This is a genomic window from Bacillus sp. 05T22 (assembly GCF_056396765.1).
The window spans coordinates 1-23,219 of sequence record NZ_JBFTMC010000073.1 but is presented as its reverse complement, the minus strand read 5'-3'; the positions used below and the strand labels follow the sequence as shown (position 1 = coordinate 23,219).

Below are 23,219 nucleotides of genomic sequence, written 5' to 3'. Positions count from 1 at the left end.
CCACAAGGAAGTGAAAAGCTTCGGGGAATTTTATGTAATTATTTAAAAAAACGTGGTATTCAAACAGCACCAGAGAACATTTTAATTGTTTCAGGTGCACTTCAAGCACTTCAATTAATTGCAGTTGGATTATTAGAAGAAGGATCCATTGTCTTCCAAGAACAACCTTCGTATTTAAATTCTGTGCATCCCTTTCAATCCACTGGAATGCGTATGATTTCAGTTTTACGAGATGTACATTTAACAGACAATTTACGGGCACTCAAACGAAAAAGACAATCTTTATTTTACTGCGTGCCAACATTACACAATCCGACAGGATATACTTGGTCGGTAAAAGAAAAGAAAAACCTATACAATACATGCAAAGATCTACAAATCCCGATTATTGAAGATGATGTGTATCACGAACTGTTATTTGAATCATCTTCTCTTGCCATAAAGTCATTTGATACATCAGGGCAAGTTCTTTATATCGGTAGTGTATCCAAAACGCTAAGCCCTGGATTACGAATCGGTTGGGTTGTTGCACCTTCACCTGTAATTGGACGATTATCTGATATTAAAATGCAAACAGATTATGGTTCAAGTGCCTTTTCTCAAGAAATCGTCGCACACTGGATATCATCCGGTTTATACGAAAAGCATCTGATCACACTTCGTAAACAATTGAAAAGAAGGGCTACATTTGTAGAAGAAATATTAGAACAGCAATTTCAAAAAATCGCTACKTGGAAAAAGTCTGAGGGTGGTTTTTATATATGGATCAGRTTTCATGAACCTATTGTAAATAAGGCGCTATTTCTAAAGTTACTTAAACAAAATGTTTTGATCAATCCAGGTTATATATATGAAGCAAGCGATTTACATCATATTCGTCTTTCTTACTCCTATGCATCATTGGAAGAATTAAAAAAAGGATTAAATATTTTATTAGAACTAAGCCGGCAGTAATTCTTATCTTAAATGCATTGAATACTCTATTTGTGTATTTCCCTAAAATATATATTACTGTATAAAATCCATGAAAAAACGGTAGTACCCCTTTATCAGACTGTATGGTTATTTCTATGTGTCCAGAAAATTGTATGTTTATGAACAAAGCATAAAATTCAATAATATCAAGGTTTTCTAGCTATAATCACGTTTATATAGTGTGCATATAATTCAATGTCCAATTAATCTCTGGATTGTATCTTTCTGAACATGTATTTATCTTTTAAAGATGCGGCTAGGATAGGGTTTTGTAGTCCTTAGCGTACAATTTTCCCAGAATGATATAGTGATCCCATATAGCTATTTAAGGGAATTTAGCTCATTTTTTTCGTCTGGGGGGCATTTATTTTTCTTAAGTTGATAGATATGCAGGGTGCCCCCTATATACGTAATGCAATTGAGAGTTTATCCTTTTCTAACCTTGGTCCACTTAAATTTTTAGCCTTTTCACCTTCTTCTAAACTTTCAACATACCCCTTGTACCATAAAAAGACATTAGAACTATTCATAATCTTTACAACAGAAGCACCCATCCTGTCTAAAGTTGATAAAACTTATCAACTTTTTTTGATTTTACAATATGATTCTAGGCAGGGTAAGGAGCATTCACTTTTCATCTCGTTTTATGAACATCGGAACTAAAATCCCTCATTTCTTTATTTTATCTGCATCTCATCTGCATCTGTGTCCACTAAACTACGTAATTGTAAGATTTAGTTATAAAAATAGACTCATAAAAAAGAGGGATCCACGAATGAAAATAAGCAAAAGTCGATCATATATGCGGAATGTTTTTTTTGATCGTAGCCATCGATCATTAAATAAACTTCAAGATCCAAAAAAATCCCCAATAAAATTTGGGGATTTTATGCGAAAGGATACAGGTATAGCGTTATTTTTTCTTCTACCCAGTGCCATTGGTTTTTCAATTTTTTATCTGATTCCATTTGTAATGGGAATGATCTATTCGTTAATGGATGGCACAACTGATGGTTCTTTTGTCGGTTTAGCCAATTATAAAGAACTGCTAGGCAGTGCTTCTTTTCTCAAAGCAGCAACGAATACCTTTTGGTTTACCGCAGTGAGTGTACCGCTCATCATTATTATTTCCTTATTACTGGCACTTTGCTTGAATCAAAACATATATATTCAAAATTGGTTAAGAAGTGCGTTTGTATTACCACTTGTCGTTCCTGTGGTTTCTATTGTCATGCTCTGGCAAATTTTATTCGATTGGAACGGCACGTTTAACGTATGGATGGAAAATATGGGGTTTGGACGAATTGATTGGATGAAATCAAATTGGGCAATTTTTGTCTTGTCAATCGTATATCTATGGAAAAATATTGGATACAACATTATTTTATTCTTGGCAGCTCTACAAAATATCCCAAAAGAGTATTACGAGACTGCAGAAATTGAAGGTGCAGGTCGTATGCATACATTTTTAAATATTACACTCATTTATTTAACACCAACAATGTTCTTTGTCATATTAATGTCGATTATCAATTCGTTTAAAGTCTTTCGGGAAACATACTTGATTGCTGGAAGTTATCCGCATGCCAGTTTGTATATGATGCAGCATTATATGAACAATATGTTCGTGTCGCTTGACATTCAAAAGTTGACAGCGGCTGCCACGTTAATGGTGGGGGCTATTTCTATCCTTGTACTCGTATTGTTTGCAATAGAACGTCGTTTTCGAAAGTTTATGAATTAGGTGGGAAAAGCAGATGAAAAAAGAAAATGTATTTCGTAAATGGATGTTAACGCTATTTTTGACTATATTAGCCGTCATGATGCTATTTCCAATCGTATTTACCTTGACCAACTCATTTATGACTGAGCATGAGATTGGATTCAATTATGATGCGATTGGAAAAGTGGAAAAGGAACCAACGTTCATTAATTTAAAATTAATCCCAGATTTAGTGTCATTTGAACAATATAGGACATTATTAGTGGAAAATCCAAAATTCTTAAAAATGTTTTGGAATTCAGCAGTCATGGTTGTGCCAATCATAGTAGGTCAAGTCATCGTTGCATCATTTGCAGCCTATGTCTTTGCTAAGATTCAATTTCGAGGAAGAGACAAGTTGTTTATCGTTTATCTCTTGACGATGCTTATGCCATTCCAAGTTACACTGGTACCGAATTATATCATGGCGGATAAACTTGGAATATTAAACAGTACAGCGTCTATTATTCTTCCAGGAATCTTTGGAGCATTTGGTGTATTTATGCTCCGGCAGTTCATGTTGCATATCCCGGATGCGTATATAGAAGCGGCTAAGATGGATGGAGCTGGCCATATTACAATCTTTTTTAAGATTATTCTTCCTCTTATTCGTCCCGGAATTGCTGCTCTTATTGTCTTATTATTTGCGGATTATTGGAATATGATCGAACAGCCGCTTATTTTTCTGAATGATGAATCCAAATATCCATTATCGCTCTATTTATCAAAAATTAATGAAGGGGCACGCGGTGTTGGGTTTTCTGCTTCTATTCTGTATATGACCCCAATGATACTTTTATTTTTATATGCGCAGTCCTACTTTATTAAGGGAATTCAGTTATCAGGTGTGAAGGAATAATGAAGAATTACAATGTAAACTTTCCTTCGGAAAGATTTTAGGAGGGAACTCAATGGAGTATAGAACGGAACAAGACGTTACAAGAAAAAAACGAAATATTAAAATTATTTCCAGTGTATTTATAGGGATTTTAATTATCCTGACACTCTTTAGCAATACGTTAGCGAACTGGGATTTGCCAAAGGTTATTACAGAGAAGCCAAAAAATAGTGAGCTTAAACTAACGTTTACAGGTAATGGCGAATTACAGCCACAGGAAGAAGCAAAGTTAAGTAATAGTAGCGCAGAGGCGAAAGTAAAGGAGATACATGTAAAGGAAGGAGACCTTGTCAAAAAAAATCAAGTATTAGTGACATACGATAGTAAACAAAAAGAACAAGAGCTTCTTGATGAAGAAGCAACTCTTCAAATTCAAAAGTTAGAACTGAATGACGCTCAAGCGAATTATAATGAAGCCAAAAAAAATCAACAAGAAAACAAACCAAATAATCAACCGAATGAGCAACAAGAAAACAAACCAAATGAAGCTGCGAAAGGGACAGATATACAAGGACTCAAAACAACTGTGGAGAGCAAAAAAATTGAGATTAGTAAACTAGAAAGAAAAATTAAAAATTTAAAAGAAGAATTAGAAATGAATAAGAAACTGATTGCTCCCTTCGATGGAGTCGTTACAAAAATAAATGCAAAGAAAGATCAACCTTCTACGAGTAATGAAGGAGATGTGATTCTCTCTGATGAGAGTAAAGGCTTTAAAGTTGAATTACAAGTACCTGCTGATTTAGCTACGCACTTGAAGGTTGGAGAAAAGATAGCGATGAAAAGAAATGCTACATCCTTAGAAGGTGAACTTATAGAGATTAAAAATATAGAAAGTCATGAAAATCAGAGACCACAGGAACAAGGTAAACAGCAAGATGGACAAAACGGTGAACAAAAAGACGAGCAAAAAGGTGAACCAAAAGATGAACAGCAATTTGAAATAGCACCAACAACTCCACAACCACAGAAACGTATTCTTGTAAAAGTACAAGGAGAAGAACTGAAAAAAGGGGAGCAGGTGGAAGCTACACTGACTAAACAATTGACTAAAGGCGTGGTTATACCAAATAAGGTGATTAAGAAGGAAGGACAGAGAACATTTGTCTATACAATAGAAGAAAAAAAAGGACCTTTAGGTAATGCCTTTTATATACAAGAGTCTCCTATTACTATTGGTGAATCCAATGGGCAAGAAACAGTCGTGTTAGAAGGTGTATATGAGAATGATCAAATTGTTTTACAAACCAGTGAACCTTTGAAAAAAGACGACCGAGTAAAGATAAAATAACAAAAATAGGGAGAGAATTTAAAATGAAAAAGGTTTGTATGATGCTAGTAGCAAGTTTATCAATCAGCCTCATGGCAGGTTGCGGAAATAGTAATAGCAAAGAGGAGCGAAAAACAAAAGATGGAAAAACGATAGTCGAAGTTTCGACTTTAGGTGATACTAGGAACCTAAAATATGCAGAGAAACTATATGAACAAAAGAATTCTAACATTGATATCCAGATAAAAAATCCATTTCCGGAAGATGGACCAAAGGAAGGGGAAAGAACAGGACCAGTGTTGGATGAGGCTGCTGTAGAGAAGATAATTAGTAAGATGAATACAGAATTTTTATCAGGTAAAGGATCCGATGTGATTGTATTAGACTCCTTGCCACAAGAAAAGTATGTGAAGAAAGGCTTGCTTACAGATTTAAGTGAAATGATGGAACAAGATAAATCTTTTGATAAAAATCAATATTTTAATAACGTTTTAGATAATTCGAAAATAAACGAAAAACTTTACGGTATTCCATTAGGTTTTTCGTTAAGTGGAATACTTGCGAACGATACAGCGGTACAACAATCTGGAGTAAAAGTGAATGACAAAGAGTGGACTTGGAGTGAGTTTACAAGTATCGGAAAAGAATTGAAAAATAAAGGAACACATAAACATGTTATTGGAAATACTCCTCCGGACCAAATGCTGAAATATCTGGTACAAGATCATTACCCTGAGTTAGTAAATAAAGCAAGTGGAAAAGCAAAGTTCGAGTCTGATTTATTTGTGCAGATGATGGAAAATGTAAAAAAGATGTATGACGAGAAAATAGTCACTGCAGATGAAGCGAGCTTAGAAGAAGCATATTTTTCTCCAATACCAATTGGGACAGTAGAAGACTATTTCAGTATGGGAGCTACATTTGGTATAACAGGGACAAAGATGTATCAAAAGCCACATATAACTGGACAAAAAGAAGGGATTGCTTTTACGCCGTATACAACGGTAGGTATAAATGAGAAATCTCCGGTTAAAAAGGAAGCATGGAATTTTCTTAAGTTTTTAATGTCTGATGAGGTCCAAAGTAAAGGGAACGCATTTCCAATTAATAAAGCTGTATATGAGCAACAAATTAAAACACTAAAGGAAAAAGGAAAAATTGAGCATCCAAATGGTTCTATTAGCGTTACCGAGAGTGATATCCAAGGATTAGAAAAAATGGTTGCTGGAATAAATGTTCAGAGCCCAATAGAGACTAAAATTGAATCCATTATTGAAGAGGAATCTAAATCTTACTTTAATGGCCAAAAGTCAGCTAAAGATGTAGCAGCCCTGATTCAAAACCGAGTGACGACATATATAAACGAATAAGCTGTATATATTTCACGACAGGTAGTAGCAACTAAAGTGAAAATAAAAATTACTAGTAAAGTGCTGATGAGAATTGAAGAGGAATAAAATGATTCTGATGTTATGTAGCAGTATCGTGCTAACTGGTATCAAAAAATAAATGTAATTACTCAGGGACCTATTTAATAAACGATGTCATATATGGTGACAACGGGGCACGGTTTCATAGAAAATCCTAAAAAATAAGAGAAACTGCACAAAATGGGACGGCGGTTTCTCTTATTCTACTTCTTGAGCTCAAGGAACTATTGCGGTTTCCTATAATACAGACTAGTCCTCTAAATCTATCCCAATAGAGTTTCCGAATTATTATTGTTTGTTTGGATAGATAGATGAGAAAAAGTGTGTGAAGTTCAACATGAATACGTAAAATAACAAAAATAGGGAGAGAATTTAAAATGAAAAAGGTTTGTATGATGCTAGTAGCAAGTCTATCACTTATTTCTGTGGCAGGTTGCGGAAATAGTGATAGCAAAGGAGAGAGCAAAACAAAGAATGAAAAAACGATAGTCGAAGTTGCGACTTTAGGTGATACTGAACGCCTAAAACAGAAAGCGAAACGATATGAGCAAAAGAATCCTAAAATCGACATCCAGATAAAAGAGGTTGTTCCGGAAGAATCATCAATAGAGACCTACCACGAGAAAGCAATTAGTAAGATGAATACAGAATTATTAGCTGGTAAAGGGTCCGATGTGATTCTCCTAGACTCCTTGCCACAAGAAAAGTATGTGAAGAAAGGCTTGCTTACAGACTTAAGTGAAATGATGGAACAAGATAAATCTTTTGATAAAAATCAATATTTTAATAACGTTTTAGATCATTCGAAAATAAACGGAAAACTTTACGGTATTCCATTAGGTTTTGGGTTAAGTGGAATACTTGCGGACGATACAGCGATACAACAATCTGGAGTGAAGGTGAATGATAAAGAGTGGACTTGGAGCGAGTTCATAAGTATCGGAAAAGAGTTAGCAAGCAAAGGAAAAAATAAATATGTTATTGACGATACGCCTCCAGAACGAATGTTAAAATTTCTGATGCAAGATCATTACACCGAATTAGTAGATAAAGCAAGTGGAAAAGCAAGGTTCGAGTCTGATTTATTTGTACAGATGCTGGAAGACGTAAAGAAGATGTATGACGAGAAACTAGCCACCGCAGAGAAAGGGAGTTCCAAAGGAGCATATTTTTCCCCAGTAGCAATCAGCGCGATAGAATACTATTTCACTACGGGAGCTGCATTTGCTCTAACAGGGACAAAAATGTATCACAACCCACATATAGCTGGACAAAAAAAGGGAGTTGCTTTTACACCGCAAACAACAGTAGGTATAAATGCGAAATCTCCGGTTAAAAAGGAGGCATGGGACTTTCTTAAGTTTTTAATGTCTGAGGAACTTCAAGTGTCCGAATCGTTTCATTTAAAAGGTAATGCATTTCCAATTAATAAAACTGCATACGAAAAACAAATCAAAATGTTGAAGGAAAAAGGAAAAATTGAGCATACAGGAGGTTCTATTATAAACATCACCGAGAATGATATACAAGGATTAGAGAAGATGGTTGCTGAAATAAGCGTCCAGGCTCCAGAAGACACTAAAATTGAATCCATTATTAAAGAGGAGTCCAAGTCTTACTTTAGTGGTCAAAAATCAGCTAAGGATGTAGCAGCGCTGATTCAAAATCGAGTGACGACATTTATAAATGAATAAGTTATATATATTTCACGACAGGTAATATCAATTAAAGCAAAAATATAAATAAATAGCAAAACAGGGATTAAAATTGAAGAGAAATAAAATGATTCTGAGGTTATGTAGCAATATAGTGCTAACTGGTATCAAAAAATAAATGTAATTACTCAGGGACCTATTTAATAAACCATGTCATATATGGTGACAACGGTGCACGGTTTCATAGAAAATCCTAAAAAATAAGAGAAACCGCACAAAATTGGACGGCGGTTTCTCTTATTCTACTTCTTGAGCTTAAGAGAACCTTCCGGTTTCTTATACTTGTCTCATGGCTTGAAACACAGACTAATTACCTAAATATATCCAATGGAGTTTCGAAAGTATTATTGTTTGGATAGATGAGAAAAAGCGTGTGAAGTTCAACATGAATACGTATATTTTGAATTCATACTATATCTTTAAAAATTCAGGGAAAACAAAAATGATAAAAACATATATAGCTGTTTTATTACAGGAGGTAACAACATGACAGAGGTAGTATTAAAAAATATTTATAAAATATATGACAATAACGTGCCAGCGGTAGAGGATTTTAATCTTCATATTCAAGACAAAGAATTTATAGTATTTGTTGGTCCTTCTGGATGTGGTAAATCGACCACTTTACGTATGATTGCTGGATTAGAGGACATTTCACAAGGAGATTTATACATTGACAAAAAATATGTGAATGACGTACCACCAAAGGATCGTGACATCGCAATGGTTTTCCAAAATTATGCCCTCTATCCCCATATGACCGTGTATGATAATATGGCATTTGGCTTGAAAATTCGTAAGTTACCAAAAGACGAAATCGAGCGTCGTGTTCAGGACGCAGCAAGAATTCTTGGATTAGAAGAACTGTTAAAGCGGAAACCAAACGCGTTATCCGGTGGTCAGAGACAACGTGTTGCTTTAGGGCGCGCCATTGTACGTGATGCAAAAGTATTTTTAATGGATGAGCCATTATCAAATCTAGATGCAAAACTACGTGTTACCATGCGCTCTGAAATTTCAAAACTCCATCATCGTTTACAAACAACAACTATTTATGTGACACATGATCAAACAGAGGCGATGACAATGGCAACGCGCCTGGTAGTTATGAAAGACGGGCGGATACAACAAGTAGGTACACCAAAAGAAGTATATGAACATCCTGAAAATGTATTTGTCGGTGGCTTTATTGGTTCACCAGCCATGAATTTCTTTAGGGGAAAAGTAGAGAATGGAAAATTTATTTTAGGTCATATCAAACTGAGTATTCCAGAAAAAAAATTAGAAGCATTACGTGAACAAGGTTTTGAAAATAAAAGCATAATTCTTGGCATTCGTCCGGAACATATCTATGATGAGCCAAGTATGTTAGAAACATCTCCTGATAATATGATAAATATAAAAATTGAAGTGGCAGAATTACTTGGAGCCGAATCGATGATTTATGCTACGTTACACAATCAATCATTCATTGCACGTTTAGATACACGTAATGATTATCAAACAGGCGAATCTATGCAACTTGAATTTGACATGGACAAAGTACATTTCTTTGATGCTGAAACACAGCTACGTATTAAATAAATTAGTATCTTTGTGCACCAGAACTCACTATATGATTTGGGGGATTATGCACGTTTAGACACAAATGAACCTATTTTCTTTACGTTAAGGAAAAGGCAAACACGTTATTAAAATAAATAAAAAAGTGTAGAACATCCGTTCTACACTTTTTTCTGTAAATAGAAATAAAATAGCACACCATCTGCGGTATTATATACCCCATACTCAGCTCCATGAAGTTCTAAAATATTTTTTGAAATGGCAAGTCCAAGACCTGTTCCACCTTGTGAGCGTTGACGAGCTGTATCAACTCGGTAAAAACGATCCCAAATTTTATCTAATTGATCTTCTTCAATATGGGCACCTTTATTTTCGATACAAACCCTTATGCGACTTGGCTCATCTATTGTAGAAATAATAATATTTTCTTTTTCTGGCGTGTAACGAATAGCATTTGTGATAAAGTTTGTGAGTACTTGTTCTATACGATGGTAATTTGCAATGACCTCAGTTGCAGCAAGATGTGTGTGAATATTTAATTGCTTTTTTGTTATGTCCAAAGATAATTGCTCACATATATGCTTAATGGATTGGTCAATATAAAAAACATCCATCTGCATTTTATACGTACCAGATTCAAATTTTGCTAACTCAAGCATATCCACAATCAACATATCCATCTTATCCACTTCTTTTTCCATTGCCTTAAAGTAATATTCTTTCTTATGACTTGCAACACCGTCTTTTAAGATAGAAATACAACTTTTCATAATACTTAGAGGTGTCTTTAACTCATGCGATACCCCTGAAATAAATTCTTTTCTTGTGTATTCTAATCGTTTTTCTTTTTCTATATCTTGGTGTAACTGCTCAATATGTGAATGTAATGTATTTGAAAGTAAATTAATATTTTGAGCTAAATCACCAATCTCATCTTTTGACATCACTGGAACCCTTTCCGAAAAGTCTAAGTTTACAATTTTCTTGGTTGTCTTGTTTATTTGTAACAAAGGTCTTGCAATCTTTTTTGAATAGTAAAAAGAAGCTAGGAAAATAAGAAGTAACACAAACATAATAATATAGACATAATACTCTTGTATCATTTGTACAGCTTCATCAACTGGTTGCAGCGAAGTCATTGAGAAAATGTATGTCGTTGCACCGCTTTTATCCTTTATCGGTTTTATTATTAATTTATATTTAATATTATTCTGCTCATAATCCATTTCTTGTAAGGTATCATATTTAGGATTCTTTTCATTGAGCAATAAGTATGCCTGAAACTCTTGTATCTTTTCCATAAACAAGCTATTTGTATAAACAAAATTCGATTGATTCTTCCCATCTGAATTTGGAATCTTGGTAATTGTCCCTTCTATTGATTTTTCAGGTATTGCTTTGGCTAATACTTTTTCAAATTCAGCTTGTTCTTTTCCTTTGATTATTTTTTTTTCATAATCAGATATACCTTCAGGGGTGTCTGCAGGTGGATATTTCTTTTTATATTGTCCTATAATTTCACTTATTTTTTTATCTATTGGCTTATTTATCCAATTCATATTGGTTGCATTTGAGTGTAAAGCATAAGGAAAGAACGCAGCATTTTTTTCTATACCCCGTAAAAAAAGTGATTCTCCTAAAGTGAACTCGCTAGTTGAAATATCGTAATCACCCTTAAAATTATACAATGGTATGGTAATTGTATAATTAGCGAATTGACTTTCTTTATTTTTAGACTGCTTTAATGTTACTTCTATATAAAAATCATTGACATTCTTTAAACTTCCATTACTATCTAATGTTGTAATCCATGTATTATGTTCTCGATAAAAGTCTTCCTCTAACTTTTGAATGGCTTGTGAATTTCCGCCACTATTTAAATAATCTGTTTCAAAAGATTTCATGCTTGTTTTGATATCCTCCATTTTTTTATTAGCATAAAATTGTTTAAAGAATATCGTTTGTCCAACAAAAATAGTTGCTAAGATTAACATACATAACACTGTTGTTAACATAAATAATTTTAATACAATTCCTCTTTTCACACTTTCTCCTCCAATTTACAACCTCCTCGAGCAATGATTATAATACTCTGAGATTTATCTCTTCATTTATTTCGCAATTTACTAATATGGATATTTACTATACAATCATCACCAACAAATTCATAGCTCCATATTTTTGTAATTAATTGCATTCTCATAATGCATATACTTTGATTTGGTATTAAGTATGTAATACTTCAAATTTCGTATGAGTCAAGTTAATGTCTTCTCCTTCTATTATGGCTATAGATAATAGGAGGTGTACATGAATACCAGTACTAGATAATATATAATTGAATCGTCCTTTTTTAACAATCCGACTGTCGAGTAGTTGTTTCGTTCTTGCTAGTAAGAATGGGGGACTATATGGTTTTGCTGTGTAAGCATCTGCTCCTAACTCAAATCCAAGTAACGTATCAGCTTCATCAACGCGAGGCGTAAACTTAAGGATAGAAATATTTGATGTCTTACGGATTCGTCGATAAATAGGTTAACCACTTATTTTTGGTACATGATATTAAAAATAGCTAAATGAACTTCGTTTTCTTCAAATAAGGACAATGCTTCTTTCTCATTTATCGCTTCTAATATTTTTATCCTAAATTAAAATGACTACCTCAAAAGCCAAATTCTTTATAGCTAGCAAGAATTTGGCTTTTGAGGTTTGAATTATAAAAAACTCTCAGAATACACTTCGTTTTTTACAATCGTTTTATTTTTTAATTTCTTTAATTTTAATATGCGCTTGTTTATAAAAGGCTAATTTGTTCTGATTATACTCATTCGTGTATTTATTAAATCTCTCCTGATCTGAATGAAGTTGTTCATAAGACTGATTGATCGTTTTTACTTTCTCATGAATTGATTTAAGTTTTTCATCTTTTGCTTGTAGCATTTTGTACAGTTCTTGTTCTAATTGTAATGATTTTTTATAGTCATCATGCAATTTTTTGAAAGATTCAGCACGATTTTTATACATATCTTTAACTTTTTCAGCCTGTTCTTGTAATTTTTTATCTTCTAATTTCTTTATATAATTATCAACAGACTTCACTTCTTTTTGTGCATTTTCTAGGGTAACTTTCTCTTTCTCTAATACTTTTTCACGATCATGTAAGTTTGTTACAGCTTGATCTAACTTTTCTTTCACTACTTGATTATTCTCTTTTCCTTCAAGTGTAATTTGAGCATATAACTCTTGTCCTTGCGTTTCTAATGTTGCTAACTTTTTTGTATCTTCAAACATTGTCTTTTCTTGTTTTGTAGCACTTTCAAATGCCACATATAATTTTTCTTCTGGTTTTTGTCCTAAACAGCCTGACAATAAGGTTACTGATAAGGCTGTTATAAGTGCCAGGTTTCTATATATCATCTGCAATTCCTCCTACTTAGATGCGATTATCCTTCCAAAAATTTAATGGGAAATGAGAGGCTTCATCATATACTTCAAATTCATAACCTTTACTACGAAGATCATCAATAATTCTTTGCAACGCCTGCACTGTCTGTGATTTTTCATGCATTAAAATTACTTCGCGATTTTCACTAACCTGAGAAATTGTCTTTTGAACAACAGCATCTGGATTTCCTGTGAACTGCCAATCTAAAGAATCTATGGTCCAATCCCACTCTTTCATGCCGACACTTACCATTTTATCTCGTAATTCCTGTTTAAGCCCGGGCATACTCCCATATGGACAACGAACAAGATTTGGATGAATTCCAGTTACTTCTTTCATGATGCCTTGCGCTTGTTGCATTTCTTCAACAAATTCGCCTTGGGTATATAGCTTTTTAAAATTGTGTGTCATACTATGAACACCTGGATAGTGCCCTTCATTTACTAAGCGTTTTACACTTTCTTTATGAGCCGGGATATTTCCACCAATCATAAAGAAAGTTCCTTTTATATTATTACTCTTTAAAATATCTAAGATTTCTTTTTGAAATTGACTTGGTCCATCATCAAATGTTAAATATGCTACTTTACGAACATGACCATTGTATTGATCTGGTGCTGTTTTTTTCATTTCTCCTTTTGTTTGCTCACTTGCCAGTTGAACAGTGTTTTCTTGGTTCATTACCCCTTTTGCAGGTGATGTAAAGAATTGAAACATAAAAATCCCTAGTGTGATACAAGCAACTATTGATATAATCACCGTTATTTTTAATCCTTTTGTAAACATTCTATTATGTCCTTTCTAGTAATCTTTATTTTTCGACTTTCTACGAAATGGTTTTATTTTTTGTTAATTTGTCTAATTTAATTAGATTACTATTTTTTAAAATATTCTATAACACCATTAACAACTCCAGAGGCTACATCTGTTTGGAAATTTTTTGAATTCATTCGTTTCTCATCTTCTGGATTTGTAATATAACCTAGTTCAAGTAAAAGGGATGGTTGTTCATTTTCACGTAGTACATAGTAATCGCCAGATTTTACACCTCTATCTTTTGATTGTATATGTTTGGATAAATGTCCATGTATCATTTTCGCTAATGTCCATTCTTTAAGCCCTTTATTATAATAAGTTGTTACTCCATTTACATCACTTGTTGTGAAACCGTCATAATGAATACTAAGAAAGAGATCGGCTGATTTATTTTGAGCAATAGCTACGCGATTTTTTAATGATACAAACGTATCATCTTCACGCGTTAAAATTACAGTCATTCCTTTTTCCTCAAGTTTTTTTTGAATGTTTTTAGCTGTTTTGAGAGTTATATCTTTTTCTCTAGTTCCATTTGGTCCAATAGATCCAGGATCATTTCCTCCATGTCCTGGATCTATAACTATAACTATAACTTTTTCCGAAATTCGCTCTTTATTAATGCTTCCTTTTACTGTTGAACCAAATAAAAAATAAACTGATATAAAACCTATAAATATCAGTATAGGATATATAATTAATTTTTTTTTCATAAAAAAAAACCCTTTCTTGATCAACTTGTTTTTAGTTAATATGTTTAGAATTTGTGAAAGCAAAAATAATATTGAGAGTGTTACAAACCACCTACAAAATATAAATGCATACGGTAAATTGATAAAATTCTCTTTGCTTAACCGTCTATAAATTCTGTCATACCTTCTGGATATACTTTTAGGATAAAAGTTTTATGTAAAGATTAAATGCAGATAACATGCATTTTTTTAAAAGATTGTTATCTATAAAAGGGAGTAGCGCACACATTCATCAACTGAAAGTATATGTTTGTAGAGAGGCTGGTTTTTCTATGTGATTTTTTATAGGGATCCCGACAGAAAAATGGGTTCTGGTGCAAGGAATCTATAAAACTGGGAGGTTCTGTTGCAAAGTTTCTTCACACACAAAACGATTGAGATGGTTGCTGCTAAATGTTATGTGGCCTTAACTATCTATTGGAATAAAAAAGAACCAGCTTATAGCTGGTTTTGATTCAGTATAATTTCATATTCCCTGATTATTTTGTAAAAAGTATTTTTCTTCAGTTCTAACAGTGCCATAAATTGAACCCCAGTTATTTCTTTATTTTTCCACTTAGGATATGTTTCTTCTATTATAATTAGTTGCTTTTGATTTAATGTTGAAAGGTTACATTGAGGACGACCTAAATGTTTTCCTTGAGATTTGGCTACAGCAATCCCTTCCGCTTGTCTCTGATGAATTTTTTTTCGTTCTTGATCTGCAACATAAGACAACAAAGATAAAAATTGATCTTCCATTAATCGTCCCATATCACCCATTTCACGGAACTTACGACTATCAAACAGCGTTTCATTTTCTAAAACAACAATATCTGCTTGTAATTCTCTAGTTATGTATTTCCACTCCGAAATTACTTCATCATAGTTACGCCCCATACGATCTAAAGCATCTATGTAAACAATATCACCTGTACTTAATACTTTTCGTAATAATTGATACTGAGGACGATCAAAATGCCGTCCACTTGCTTTATCGACAAAAATACGTCGAGCTTCCACTCCTCTTTCCATCATCTTATGTAATTGACGTTGTTCATTTTGATCTTTTGTACTTACACGTATATATCCATAAATATTAGCCACTTTTGGTATTCTCCTTATATTTGTTACCATAATTATACCACTTTCGTTTATAAAGGTATTCATTAAAAATAAACGTTTGTAAATAAATCAAACACACCTTTATAAACTTGATGTTYYAATRTTTCATAGATGTTCTTTRASTGTTTRTAAAGRTATACCTTTGTAAACGCTCGTTCACTTTTTAGGACGGTTCATTTGTAAAACTCACCAATTGTGACTTTGCGCATAAATAATCTAAGAATTAAATACCTGAATTTTTACAATATTTAGCATAAATAATATCAATTTACTATAATATGTAATTTATGTAAAATCGTAATTAAGCTAAACTCTTCTTTAAATTCTTGCCCCTAACAAGGATTTAAAGACCATGCTGTTTTTAGCTACAAATGCGTAAAAAGAAAAAAGCCAAATCTATACAGAATTTGGCTTTTTTCTTTGGAGTTCATGTAAATAACAACTTGAACCCACTACTCTTTTTCAAATGTAATTGTATTTTAAACGTTTTGTTGTTATATTTCTAACTTATCAGAAAATTACAGATGAATATTTGGAACAATCTTTAGCCTATGATATTGCCCCGTAACTACTTGTATATAATAGAAGGTAAAACTAAGTTCATGACTTTTTATAATTTGTAAAAATAATCATTAAATTCTTATAGTTAATGTGTACCAAAAGGTGTGTTTTGCTTTCGGTATAAACCTAAAATTATTTTCATACCTTTTGATACTGTACAAACAAATTAGTAATAAATTTCTCAATATGGATATTGTCACTATTTTTATCTATAATATTCAAAATTAACAGTTAATGTAATATGATAAAAAAGTGATGGTTATCACCCTTTTTCTGTCTCCTTATGCCATAGATAAGACCAAATCTGGTCTTATCTTTTTTATTTATGGGATCTTGCTACACATCCATTAACTTAAAAAAATCTTTTGTTATGAGATATTTGTTGTCATTGGCTTGATGGCGGTGTGGCGGTACCTCTTAAAACGAGGAATGAGTGTAAAAATACACAAAAACCCCGAGTCATGGACTCTTTTTAAGTGTCCATGATTCGGGGTACAGTTCATAATTCCTTTTGGGATTCTTTTTTTAAAATTCACTCACACAAATGATCTGCACATCAATTCATCTTTGATATACAGATCATTTGTATGATAATTTTTATAAATAATTGCGGAATAATGAACTTACATAAATGCTTTTAAAAGCTCTTGTACGGCTGGAATTAATCCACCTAAAAATTTTAAAATTGCCATTGCGATTGTCATAATAATTCCCCCTCTTTAATTTTCTGAACATTAAGAATTCTATAAATTCATTATATTACAGATTTAAGAATATAACAATATCTTTTTTTATTCCCTCTAAGATTTCGAAATATGCTCATAACAACATTTTTCAAGCCGCATTTATTCATGATAATTAAGTTCACTTTTTTCGTTTTGGGGTGGATTTGTTTTCTTAAGTTGATGGGCATGCGGCATTCCCCTGGCAGTATTTACAAATTAATTGTTATAAACTATAATTAAACCGACCGTCGGTTTAATTATAAGGAGGATAAATGGCTAGAACAAATAAAGATTTTAATAATAAAAGAAATGAGTTACTAGAAAAAATATGGAATATATTTATTACATATGGTTATGAGAATACAACACTCTCATTTATTATTAAGACATTAAATATTTCAAAGGGTGCATTTTATCATTATTTTTCTTCTAAAGAAGAGTGTGCAGATGCAGCAATAGAAATGTATGTTAAACGTTGGTCCAAGGAAATAACAGAACGGGATGTAAAAGAATTGAAATCTGATGAAAGGCTTAAACAAATTATTTTAATTGGGATACAAATTGCCAGTAATAATAGTGAGCAGAATGAAAAAATTAATTCTCCATCAAATGCAATATTTCATCAGAAATTAATAGTTAGCATTATTAAGCAATTTGCACCCATTTATGCCGAAATAATATCACAAGGGGTTAAAGAGGGAATTTTTAATGTAACCTATCCCCTTGAAACAGCCGAGATGATTTTAACGCTTTCTAATTTTTATTTGGATATCGATTTATTTAAATGGAATGAAGGAACAATGATTTCAAAAGTTACTGCATTTGAGGAATTGCTTACACGTAGTTTGGGTGCTGAAAATAATACATTTAGTTTTATTAGTAAATTATTTGAGTTGAGGTGAAAAATAATGAAGATATTAATAGTTGGTACAGGTGTAATTGGGACTCTTTATGCTCATGCACTTTCAAGACATCACGAAATTACTCATTTTGTTCGTGAAAACAAGTTTAACATTATGAATAAAAGAACTATATCATATGACATTATAGATGAACGTGAAGATAAAGAAAATATGTATACAGTTGGAGAATATATTTATAAATGTGTAGTTAATGTGGAGTGTGATTATGATTTAATAATTGTACCTGTAAATTCATATCAATTAGATGAGGTTCTTGAAACACTTATAAAACAAGCACCTCATGCAAATTATTTGTTATTTACTTTAAATTGGGATGGAACAAAAGAAATTGATAGTATGTTGAAAAAAGAACAATATATTATGGGATACCCTGGAGGTGGAGGTACTTTTAAAGGTAACTTGCTTTGGGGAAATATAGGACAAGATGTTAAATTAGGCGCAGTATGTGAAGAACAAAAACCATTACTGAGCAAAACGATTAAGATGTTTGAAGAGTGTTCTATTATTCCTGAAATTCCTACAAACATATTACATGCATTATGGATGCATAATGTAGGATCGAGTCCTATTGGAGTTGGGCTTTCGAAATATAATGATATTGTTAGATATTTAAAAGATGAAAAATTAGTAGAAACATGCTTTAAAGCAATGAGTGAATGTTATAGCCTATGTGAAAGAAGAGGAGTTAATTTAAGCGAATTTCCTGAAGTTGAAATGTATAATATGCCATTTTCTATAATATATCCAATGTTTAAAAATAATTTTGAAGAGAATCCAATTGTTCAACGTTATACAGCTCATGCATTACTAGCAATTGATGAAATGAAAGATAACTTTAAAAAAATGCTTTATTTAGGAAATAAAATGGGGATTACTATGCCTAATATGCAGAAACTTGATAACTTGGTTTAATATCTTTTATTTATTGTGTCCTGTATATTTTAAACTTAAGGTGACATCAAATGAATTATGAGTGATACTTTTTTCAAACATAAAACCATCTTTTCCCAACGAGAGGGGGGGCTTGCCATATCGCTATTAGGCTAACAAAATTCCCCCATAACGAAAATCCTATTCATTATTGACTACTGATAATGAGACGTTATGTTAACCTTACATGTATACAATATACAACTAAAATCAAACAACATATCGCCTCTTTTAAATGGTAAAATAGGGAAAAGAAAACTCTAAATAATACCTTTAGAAGCCACTATTTATTACATAGGAGTTGCCGAAAAAAGGGATGAAAGAGAAAAGAAAAAAGTAAGGGGGGGCATAAGTGAAGTATATTAATGGATTGTACATATCACTTATATTGATGATGTTTATTAATTTACTTAATACTACAATATTTGATAATAAATATTCAGGGATAACAATGTACATCTCTTCCGTTATATTCATAATTGGGAGCACATTTTTCATAAATGCAAAACGGCTTAAAATTAGTGAGAAAAAATAAACCATTTAGGAGGTGACAATCATTAATGAAACAACAAGAACACGTTATCTTTCGTGAGGTTCAGCGATCCCCAATATGGGTATGGATACCCATATTAGGGATCGCCATACTGATGTGGTATGGATTCATTCAACAAATTATTCTTGATACCCCGTTTGGAGATAAACCAGCTCCCAATGGTGTATTAATTGTTTTGTGGTTGTTTTTCGGGATTGCCTTTCCCGTATTAATGCTTGGAGTATTGAAACTGATCATTGAGGTCCGTGAAAAAGGTCTTTATGTTCGTTTTGTTCCTTTTCATTTTCAATATAAGCAGTACCTTTTCAAAAATATACATCACTATGAATGCATTACTTACAGTCCACTAAAACGATTTGGGGGATGGGGAATTCGTTTTAACCTTAAGGGTGAAAAAGCCTATAACATGAATGGAAAGAAAGGTATAGAGTTAAAGTTGAAATATAACACAGTGGTAATCGGCACTCAAAAACCAGACGAATTAAAAAAAGCATTGGACTCAGTACAAAAAATATAATGAAAATTAATCTTCAACAAACGGGCGCAATTCAAGAATTTGTACTAGGTATACCTACTTTAAAAACAACTTAAATTTACTTCCGATATCGCTGTTTATGTTAGCTAAATTAGCTTAAAATTAAATCATTGGAGGAAAAAATATGAAAAATAAAATACCTCTAATAACATTCATTTTAGCTGCTTTATTTGTAGCTGGAGGTTTTGCATTCTTCTACTGGATCAAAACATTCCCATTCAACTAAAGAAACCTAACTACCGATAACAAAAATTATGTAAATGAGCTGTCCATATGGGCAGCTTATTGTATTTTTTGATTAGCGTGGTTTTTTTCCAAAATGCTGATGGTATCCCATGCCCATCAAGCTAAGATTTTGAGACACCCCAATAATGAAAATTTTAACTTTTTACAGTTATTCATAAAAATTCGGCTCATTTCTTTCGTTTTGGAGAACAATCAATTTCTTAGGTTGATGGCGATGTGGCGAGCMCCCTAATTTGATCAATCTTTATTCTAAAGCTACATTTATTTCATTGTGGTGTATACTTATCTAAAAATCTAAGGAGTTATATATATGGTTAATACAAAAGAAATGGCTGAGGTTTTTAGGATAGGATTACAAATTGGGTTATTTTCAAAAACTGATGTAATTAATTGGGCTGATCAAACAATTGAAATATTAGATAGTCCTTCTAATGAAATTATAGAAGTTTCTTTATCCAGTAATGATAAATTGGTCGATATTGCATCTAAATTAAAAAAAATAAAGGGAAGATATGATGAAAAATTACCGTTAAAAATTATACTGGGACTTTTATGGGAGAAATTTATTGCAAATGAAGAAAATGCACTAAAAATAAAACCGTTTATATTTAGTATGGTACATAATAATTGCTGTGAAGGGTTCGATAATGTAAATAAACAGCTGTATAATTTTAATGAGGAAATAAATTTAGCTGCAGATAATATATTTGGGAATCTAGAAGATATTAGTCAAGAAATAAAAGGATTTTTATCTATTTATAAAGATTTTAGTATGTATTTTCATTTTCCTTATGGTGGGCTGAAAGATGAATAAAAACAACAGGTCTCAAAGACTCTTAGAACTTCTTGAAGCAAATAGAAAAAAGCATAAACCTACTCATGGTGCTTTATATGAAGAATGCGTCTGCGTGTTAGGTGCTGAAACTAAAGAATTATCTCCTGAAAGAGGATCAGAAATATACAAATTATTAAATGACTCTTACCCTTTTGAATGGTGGGGACGAATCAATTGGAATAAGGTTGCCCTTAAACATGCCATTGACTCAATGGATCAAATATCTCATCTTATCCCATTGGAAAGTAAAGTCTATATCCTATGGAGTACGGGAACTGCTCCTGTTCTCTATGCAAGTTTAAACGATGTATTACGTAATATTGACGATGTAACGGCGGTTGGTAGCGACACTTATCTTTTTTGTCCAAATAATTTTGTTATAGAATTTTACCATGAAGGTGAAATCATCATTGGTTTTGGAAAAGACCACATTTAACAGCTCACATATAAAGAAAATTGAAGGAACTTTTCTAGGTTGCCAGATACATTGACTGCTTATAAGTGAGATTATGTTAATTGAACAAATAAACTTGTAAATTATGTTAATTATAGTAAAATTTATAATGGTGATGATTATGAGAAAAGGCGAAAAAGATGATTTATCTTGGAAAATATTCAGAGTATGGATATCAATTCCAAGAAGTATCCGTTTAGCATTTTTGTGGTCAATTCTTATAGGATTTTCTTATTTAGGTTGGGTAAAAATCATACGTAAATTATTTGAATAAGTATATTGGAAAATGTTCAGTAACCCCTTTATTTTCAGTATTTTAAATGTATACTTTTCTTGTTGTTTTTGAGGATATTATGAGAATTGAATTAAAGTCAATGTTTAAGGTGATTTGAATGTAAACAAATATTCAAAAGTTTACTTTCAAAAATATAAAAAGAATCCTGGGATTCCAGCATTCTTTTTGATAAATCAATAAGATATATTATTTAATTATTGAAAAGGAACGTCGTATATAAACCATGTCCCATTTTTTTTATACATATGGAATTGAATGTTGGTACCTATCCATGGGGGCATATTAATAACTGCGGAATCCTTGTAATCTTCGTTTATTATTACGGATGATCTTGCAAATCTAAAAGATGATAGAATTGTTTTATGAAATTCAGGTGCTTCTTGGGTGTTTTTGCCCATCCCCTCGAAAAGGGGGAATAAGGGGTTCAGCCGAGATATATACGTTATCTTAACCAAGAAAATTAAAATATGAATTTAAAAGGGCCCTTACGTTGAATACATATACTCAACGTAAGGGCGAATTATTTTTGGTTTGAAATAAAGCTTGATTAAAAACAACTTAAGGATCTGTGTAGCCGATTTCCTTAACGTACAGAAAATTGGCTTGTTGGTTCGTTACTCGTTAAAAATGTTTGTAAAGCTTCTAGAGGTTATATCAACTTGCATTTTATTTGCTAGGATACCATTTAGCTAACCACTTATTCCATTTGTCTTTTTGAATATTAGTGTCAAATATAGTGTTTTTCTCGGGCTTGTCAGTAAGACGTACGGATGTATCATTAACAGATAAATATTGTCCGTGGTTATTTTTTAAAGAGAAGATTCCAAATCCATAATCAACAAGTGTCCATACTTGTCCGTAAGCGCGAAATCCTGTAACGCCCACCTCACCATTTACAGATGTAAGATAGGTTGAATTTGCTTCTATGTAGACCTTGTTAGATCTTTTTTCAAGTGGAATAATTGTAAATATACTCCTATCTTCTGGGATCCAATTAGATGAAGTAGAAATATTCGTACTCCCCTCCCATGTTCGCAAGACGTTACCCTCGTTTCTAATTTTCACAGAAATAGAAGAACATTCTTCATTTTTATATTGTGTAACGACGGCGAGTTTATGTTTCTTTATCTCAGCAAGCTCATCAGAGGTATAACTAAAAATTCCAGATGCTTTTACTGGATTCGAAGTTATCGTTGCCAGTTTTCGCTTCTCTCCCGGTAGTTCATGAAAAAGTTTCATTAGGTCAAAAGAAGCACTACCTGGTTTTATATTTGGAAATTCCTGTCTAATATATTTTAGAGCTAAAGGACCATTCATTTGACCATTATTGTCACTTTTTAAGTAATATGTTTGCCAATTCGTCAGCGCAATACCAGTATTCCCTTCATCTAATTGTTTTTGTGTAATATAATACAGATCATGTTCATATAGATCT

Annotated in this window: 19 protein-coding genes and 1 pseudogene; 13 read left to right on the top strand and 7 right to left on the bottom strand. The window is 32.4% G+C overall.

Annotation, left to right across the window (positions count from 1 at the left end):
- From AC1DIT_RS19320 to AC1DIT_RS19290, 7 genes are all read left to right on the top strand, one after another.
- The coding region (locus AC1DIT_RS19320; protein ID WP_476998352.1) for an aminotransferase-like domain-containing protein at positions 1-954 on the top strand (954 nt) is incomplete at its 5' end.
- Between the two features lie 796 nt (positions 955-1,750).
- Positions 1,751-2,719, top strand: a complete 969-nt coding sequence (locus tag AC1DIT_RS19315) for a carbohydrate ABC transporter permease (RefSeq protein WP_016133335.1) — start codon at positions 1,751-1,753, stop codon at positions 2,717-2,719.
- 13 nt (positions 2,720-2,732) lie between these two features.
- Entirely contained in the window at positions 2,733-3,596 is an 864-nt protein-coding gene (locus AC1DIT_RS19310; RefSeq protein ID WP_016133336.1) for a carbohydrate ABC transporter permease, read from the top strand.
- A gap of 52 nt (positions 3,597-3,648) precedes the next feature.
- Positions 3,649-4,926: an efflux RND transporter periplasmic adaptor subunit gene (locus AC1DIT_RS19305; protein ID WP_016133337.1), complete on the top strand. Its 1,278-nt coding sequence runs from the start codon at positions 3,649-3,651 to the stop codon at positions 4,924-4,926.
- A 23-nt stretch (positions 4,927-4,949) separates the two neighbouring features.
- Complete coding sequence (locus AC1DIT_RS19300; protein WP_016133338.1) at positions 4,950-6,275, top strand: ABC transporter substrate-binding protein; 1,326 nt, start codon at positions 4,950-4,952, stop codon at positions 6,273-6,275.
- Between the two features lie 437 nt (positions 6,276-6,712).
- Positions 6,713-8,029, top strand: a complete 1,317-nt coding sequence (locus AC1DIT_RS19295) for an ABC transporter substrate-binding protein (RefSeq protein WP_016133339.1) — start codon at positions 6,713-6,715, stop codon at positions 8,027-8,029.
- A gap of 507 nt (positions 8,030-8,536) precedes the next feature.
- Positions 8,537-9,634 (top strand): ABC transporter ATP-binding protein, encoded by a 1,098-nt coding sequence (locus AC1DIT_RS19290; RefSeq protein ID WP_016133340.1) that lies wholly within the window; start codon positions 8,537-8,539, stop codon positions 9,632-9,634.
- 140 nt (positions 9,635-9,774) lie between these two features.
- On the opposite strand, the gene AC1DIT_RS19285 is transcribed toward AC1DIT_RS19290, so the two are convergent.
- The 6 genes from AC1DIT_RS19285 to AC1DIT_RS19260 all read right to left on the bottom strand — a co-directional run bounded on the left by AC1DIT_RS19285 (position 9,775) and on the right by AC1DIT_RS19260 (position 15,739).
- Complete coding sequence (locus tag AC1DIT_RS19285) at positions 9,775-11,658, bottom strand: sensor histidine kinase (RefSeq protein ID WP_016133341.1); 1,884 nt, start codon at positions 11,656-11,658, stop codon at positions 9,775-9,777.
- Positions 11,659-11,720: 62 nt separating this feature from the next.
- On the bottom strand, positions 11,721-11,810 hold the full coding sequence (locus AC1DIT_RS19280) for a helix-turn-helix domain-containing protein (RefSeq protein WP_258402195.1): 90 nt from the start codon (positions 11,808-11,810) through the stop codon (positions 11,721-11,723).
- Positions 11,811-12,370: 560 nt separating this feature from the next.
- On the bottom strand, positions 12,371-13,030 hold the full coding sequence (locus AC1DIT_RS19275) for a YkyA family protein (RefSeq protein ID WP_016133342.1): 660 nt from the start codon (positions 13,028-13,030) through the stop codon (positions 12,371-12,373).
- Positions 13,031-13,046: 16 nt separating this feature from the next.
- Positions 13,047-13,844, bottom strand: coding sequence for a peptidoglycan-N-acetylglucosamine deacetylase (locus AC1DIT_RS19270; RefSeq protein WP_016133343.1), 798 nt, complete (start codon positions 13,842-13,844; stop codon positions 13,047-13,049).
- An 89-nt stretch (positions 13,845-13,933) separates the two neighbouring features.
- The gene (locus AC1DIT_RS19265) at positions 13,934-14,584 is read right to left on the bottom strand and encodes an N-acetylmuramoyl-L-alanine amidase family protein (protein ID WP_016133344.1); all 651 of its coding nucleotides are present in this window, start codon (positions 14,582-14,584) and stop codon (positions 13,934-13,936) included.
- Positions 14,585-15,061: 477 nt separating this feature from the next.
- Entirely contained in the window at positions 15,062-15,739 is a 678-nt protein-coding gene (locus tag AC1DIT_RS19260; protein ID WP_080119010.1) for a recombinase family protein, read from the bottom strand.
- A gap of 1,546 nt (positions 15,740-17,285) precedes the next feature.
- On the opposite strand from AC1DIT_RS19260, the gene AC1DIT_RS19255 reads away from it, so the two are divergent.
- The 6 genes from AC1DIT_RS19255 (at position 17,286) to AC1DIT_RS19230 (ending at position 21,471) form a co-directional block, all read left to right on the top strand.
- Positions 17,286-17,915, top strand: coding sequence for a TetR/AcrR family transcriptional regulator (locus AC1DIT_RS19255; RefSeq protein ID WP_016133346.1), 630 nt, complete (start codon positions 17,286-17,288; stop codon positions 17,913-17,915).
- A gap of 6 nt (positions 17,916-17,921) precedes the next feature.
- Positions 17,922-18,848: a ketopantoate reductase family protein gene (locus tag AC1DIT_RS19250; RefSeq protein ID WP_016133347.1), complete on the top strand. Its 927-nt coding sequence runs from the start codon at positions 17,922-17,924 to the stop codon at positions 18,846-18,848.
- A gap of 370 nt (positions 18,849-19,218) precedes the next feature.
- Positions 19,219-19,401 (top strand): hypothetical protein, encoded by a 183-nt coding sequence (locus tag AC1DIT_RS19245; protein WP_018767767.1) that lies wholly within the window; start codon positions 19,219-19,221, stop codon positions 19,399-19,401.
- A gap of 25 nt (positions 19,402-19,426) precedes the next feature.
- Entirely contained in the window at positions 19,427-19,936 is a 510-nt protein-coding gene (locus AC1DIT_RS19240; RefSeq protein WP_016133348.1) for a DUF6141 family protein, read from the top strand.
- 574 nt (positions 19,937-20,510) lie between these two features.
- Entirely contained in the window at positions 20,511-21,014 is a 504-nt protein-coding gene (locus tag AC1DIT_RS19235; RefSeq protein ID WP_016133349.1) for a hypothetical protein, read from the top strand.
- Positions 21,007-21,471, top strand: a complete 465-nt coding sequence (locus AC1DIT_RS19230; RefSeq protein WP_016133350.1) for a CDI toxin immunity protein — start codon at positions 21,007-21,009, stop codon at positions 21,469-21,471. Before AC1DIT_RS19235 ends, AC1DIT_RS19230 begins: the two co-directional genes overlap by 8 nt.
- Positions 21,472-22,450: 979 nt before the next feature.
- On the opposite strand, the pseudogene AC1DIT_RS19225 reads toward AC1DIT_RS19230, so the two are convergent.
- Positions 22,451-23,219 (bottom strand): annotated as a pseudogene (locus tag AC1DIT_RS19225) (hypothetical protein); the annotation flags it as partial.

What these genes read in the sequence shown, in the direction of transcription:
- AC1DIT_RS19300 (WP_016133338.1), top strand. Translation starts at nt 4,950, where the DNA reads ATGAAAAAGGTTTGTATGATGCTAGTAGCAAGTTTATCAATCAGCCTC.
- AC1DIT_RS19275 (WP_016133342.1), bottom strand. Translation starts at nt 13,030, where the DNA reads ATGATATATAGAAACCTGGCACTTATAACAGCCTTATCAGTAACCTTA.
- AC1DIT_RS19315 (WP_016133335.1), top strand. Translation starts at nt 1,751, where the DNA reads ATGAAAATAAGCAAAAGTCGATCATATATGCGGAATGTTTTTTTTGAT.
- AC1DIT_RS19265 (WP_016133344.1), bottom strand. Translation starts at nt 14,584, where the DNA reads ATGAAAAAAAAATTAATTATATATCCTATACTGATATTTATAGGTTTT.
- AC1DIT_RS19230 (WP_016133350.1), top strand. Translation starts at nt 21,007, where the DNA reads ATGAATAAAAACAACAGGTCTCAAAGACTCTTAGAACTTCTTGAAGCA.
- AC1DIT_RS19260 (WP_080119010.1), bottom strand. Translation starts at nt 15,739, where the DNA reads ATGGTAACAAATATAAGGAGAATACCAAAAGTGGCTAATATTTATGGA.
- AC1DIT_RS19310 (WP_016133336.1), top strand. Translation starts at nt 2,733, where the DNA reads ATGAAAAAAGAAAATGTATTTCGTAAATGGATGTTAACGCTATTTTTG.
- AC1DIT_RS19280 (WP_258402195.1), bottom strand. Translation starts at nt 11,810, where the DNA reads ATGCAATTAATTACAAAAATATGGAGCTATGAATTTGTTGGTGATGAT.
- AC1DIT_RS19295 (WP_016133339.1), top strand. Translation starts at nt 6,713, where the DNA reads ATGAAAAAGGTTTGTATGATGCTAGTAGCAAGTCTATCACTTATTTCT.
- AC1DIT_RS19305 (WP_016133337.1), top strand. Translation starts at nt 3,649, where the DNA reads ATGGAGTATAGAACGGAACAAGACGTTACAAGAAAAAAACGAAATATT.
- AC1DIT_RS19250 (WP_016133347.1), top strand. Translation starts at nt 17,922, where the DNA reads ATGAAGATATTAATAGTTGGTACAGGTGTAATTGGGACTCTTTATGCT.
- AC1DIT_RS19270 (WP_016133343.1), bottom strand. Translation starts at nt 13,844, where the DNA reads ATGTTTACAAAAGGATTAAAAATAACGGTGATTATATCAATAGTTGCT.
- AC1DIT_RS19290 (WP_016133340.1), top strand. Translation starts at nt 8,537, where the DNA reads ATGACAGAGGTAGTATTAAAAAATATTTATAAAATATATGACAATAAC.
- AC1DIT_RS19255 (WP_016133346.1), top strand. Translation starts at nt 17,286, where the DNA reads ATGGCTAGAACAAATAAAGATTTTAATAATAAAAGAAATGAGTTACTA.
- AC1DIT_RS19240 (WP_016133348.1), top strand. Translation starts at nt 19,427, where the DNA reads ATGAAACAACAAGAACACGTTATCTTTCGTGAGGTTCAGCGATCCCCA.
- AC1DIT_RS19235 (WP_016133349.1), top strand. Translation starts at nt 20,511, where the DNA reads ATGGTTAATACAAAAGAAATGGCTGAGGTTTTTAGGATAGGATTACAA.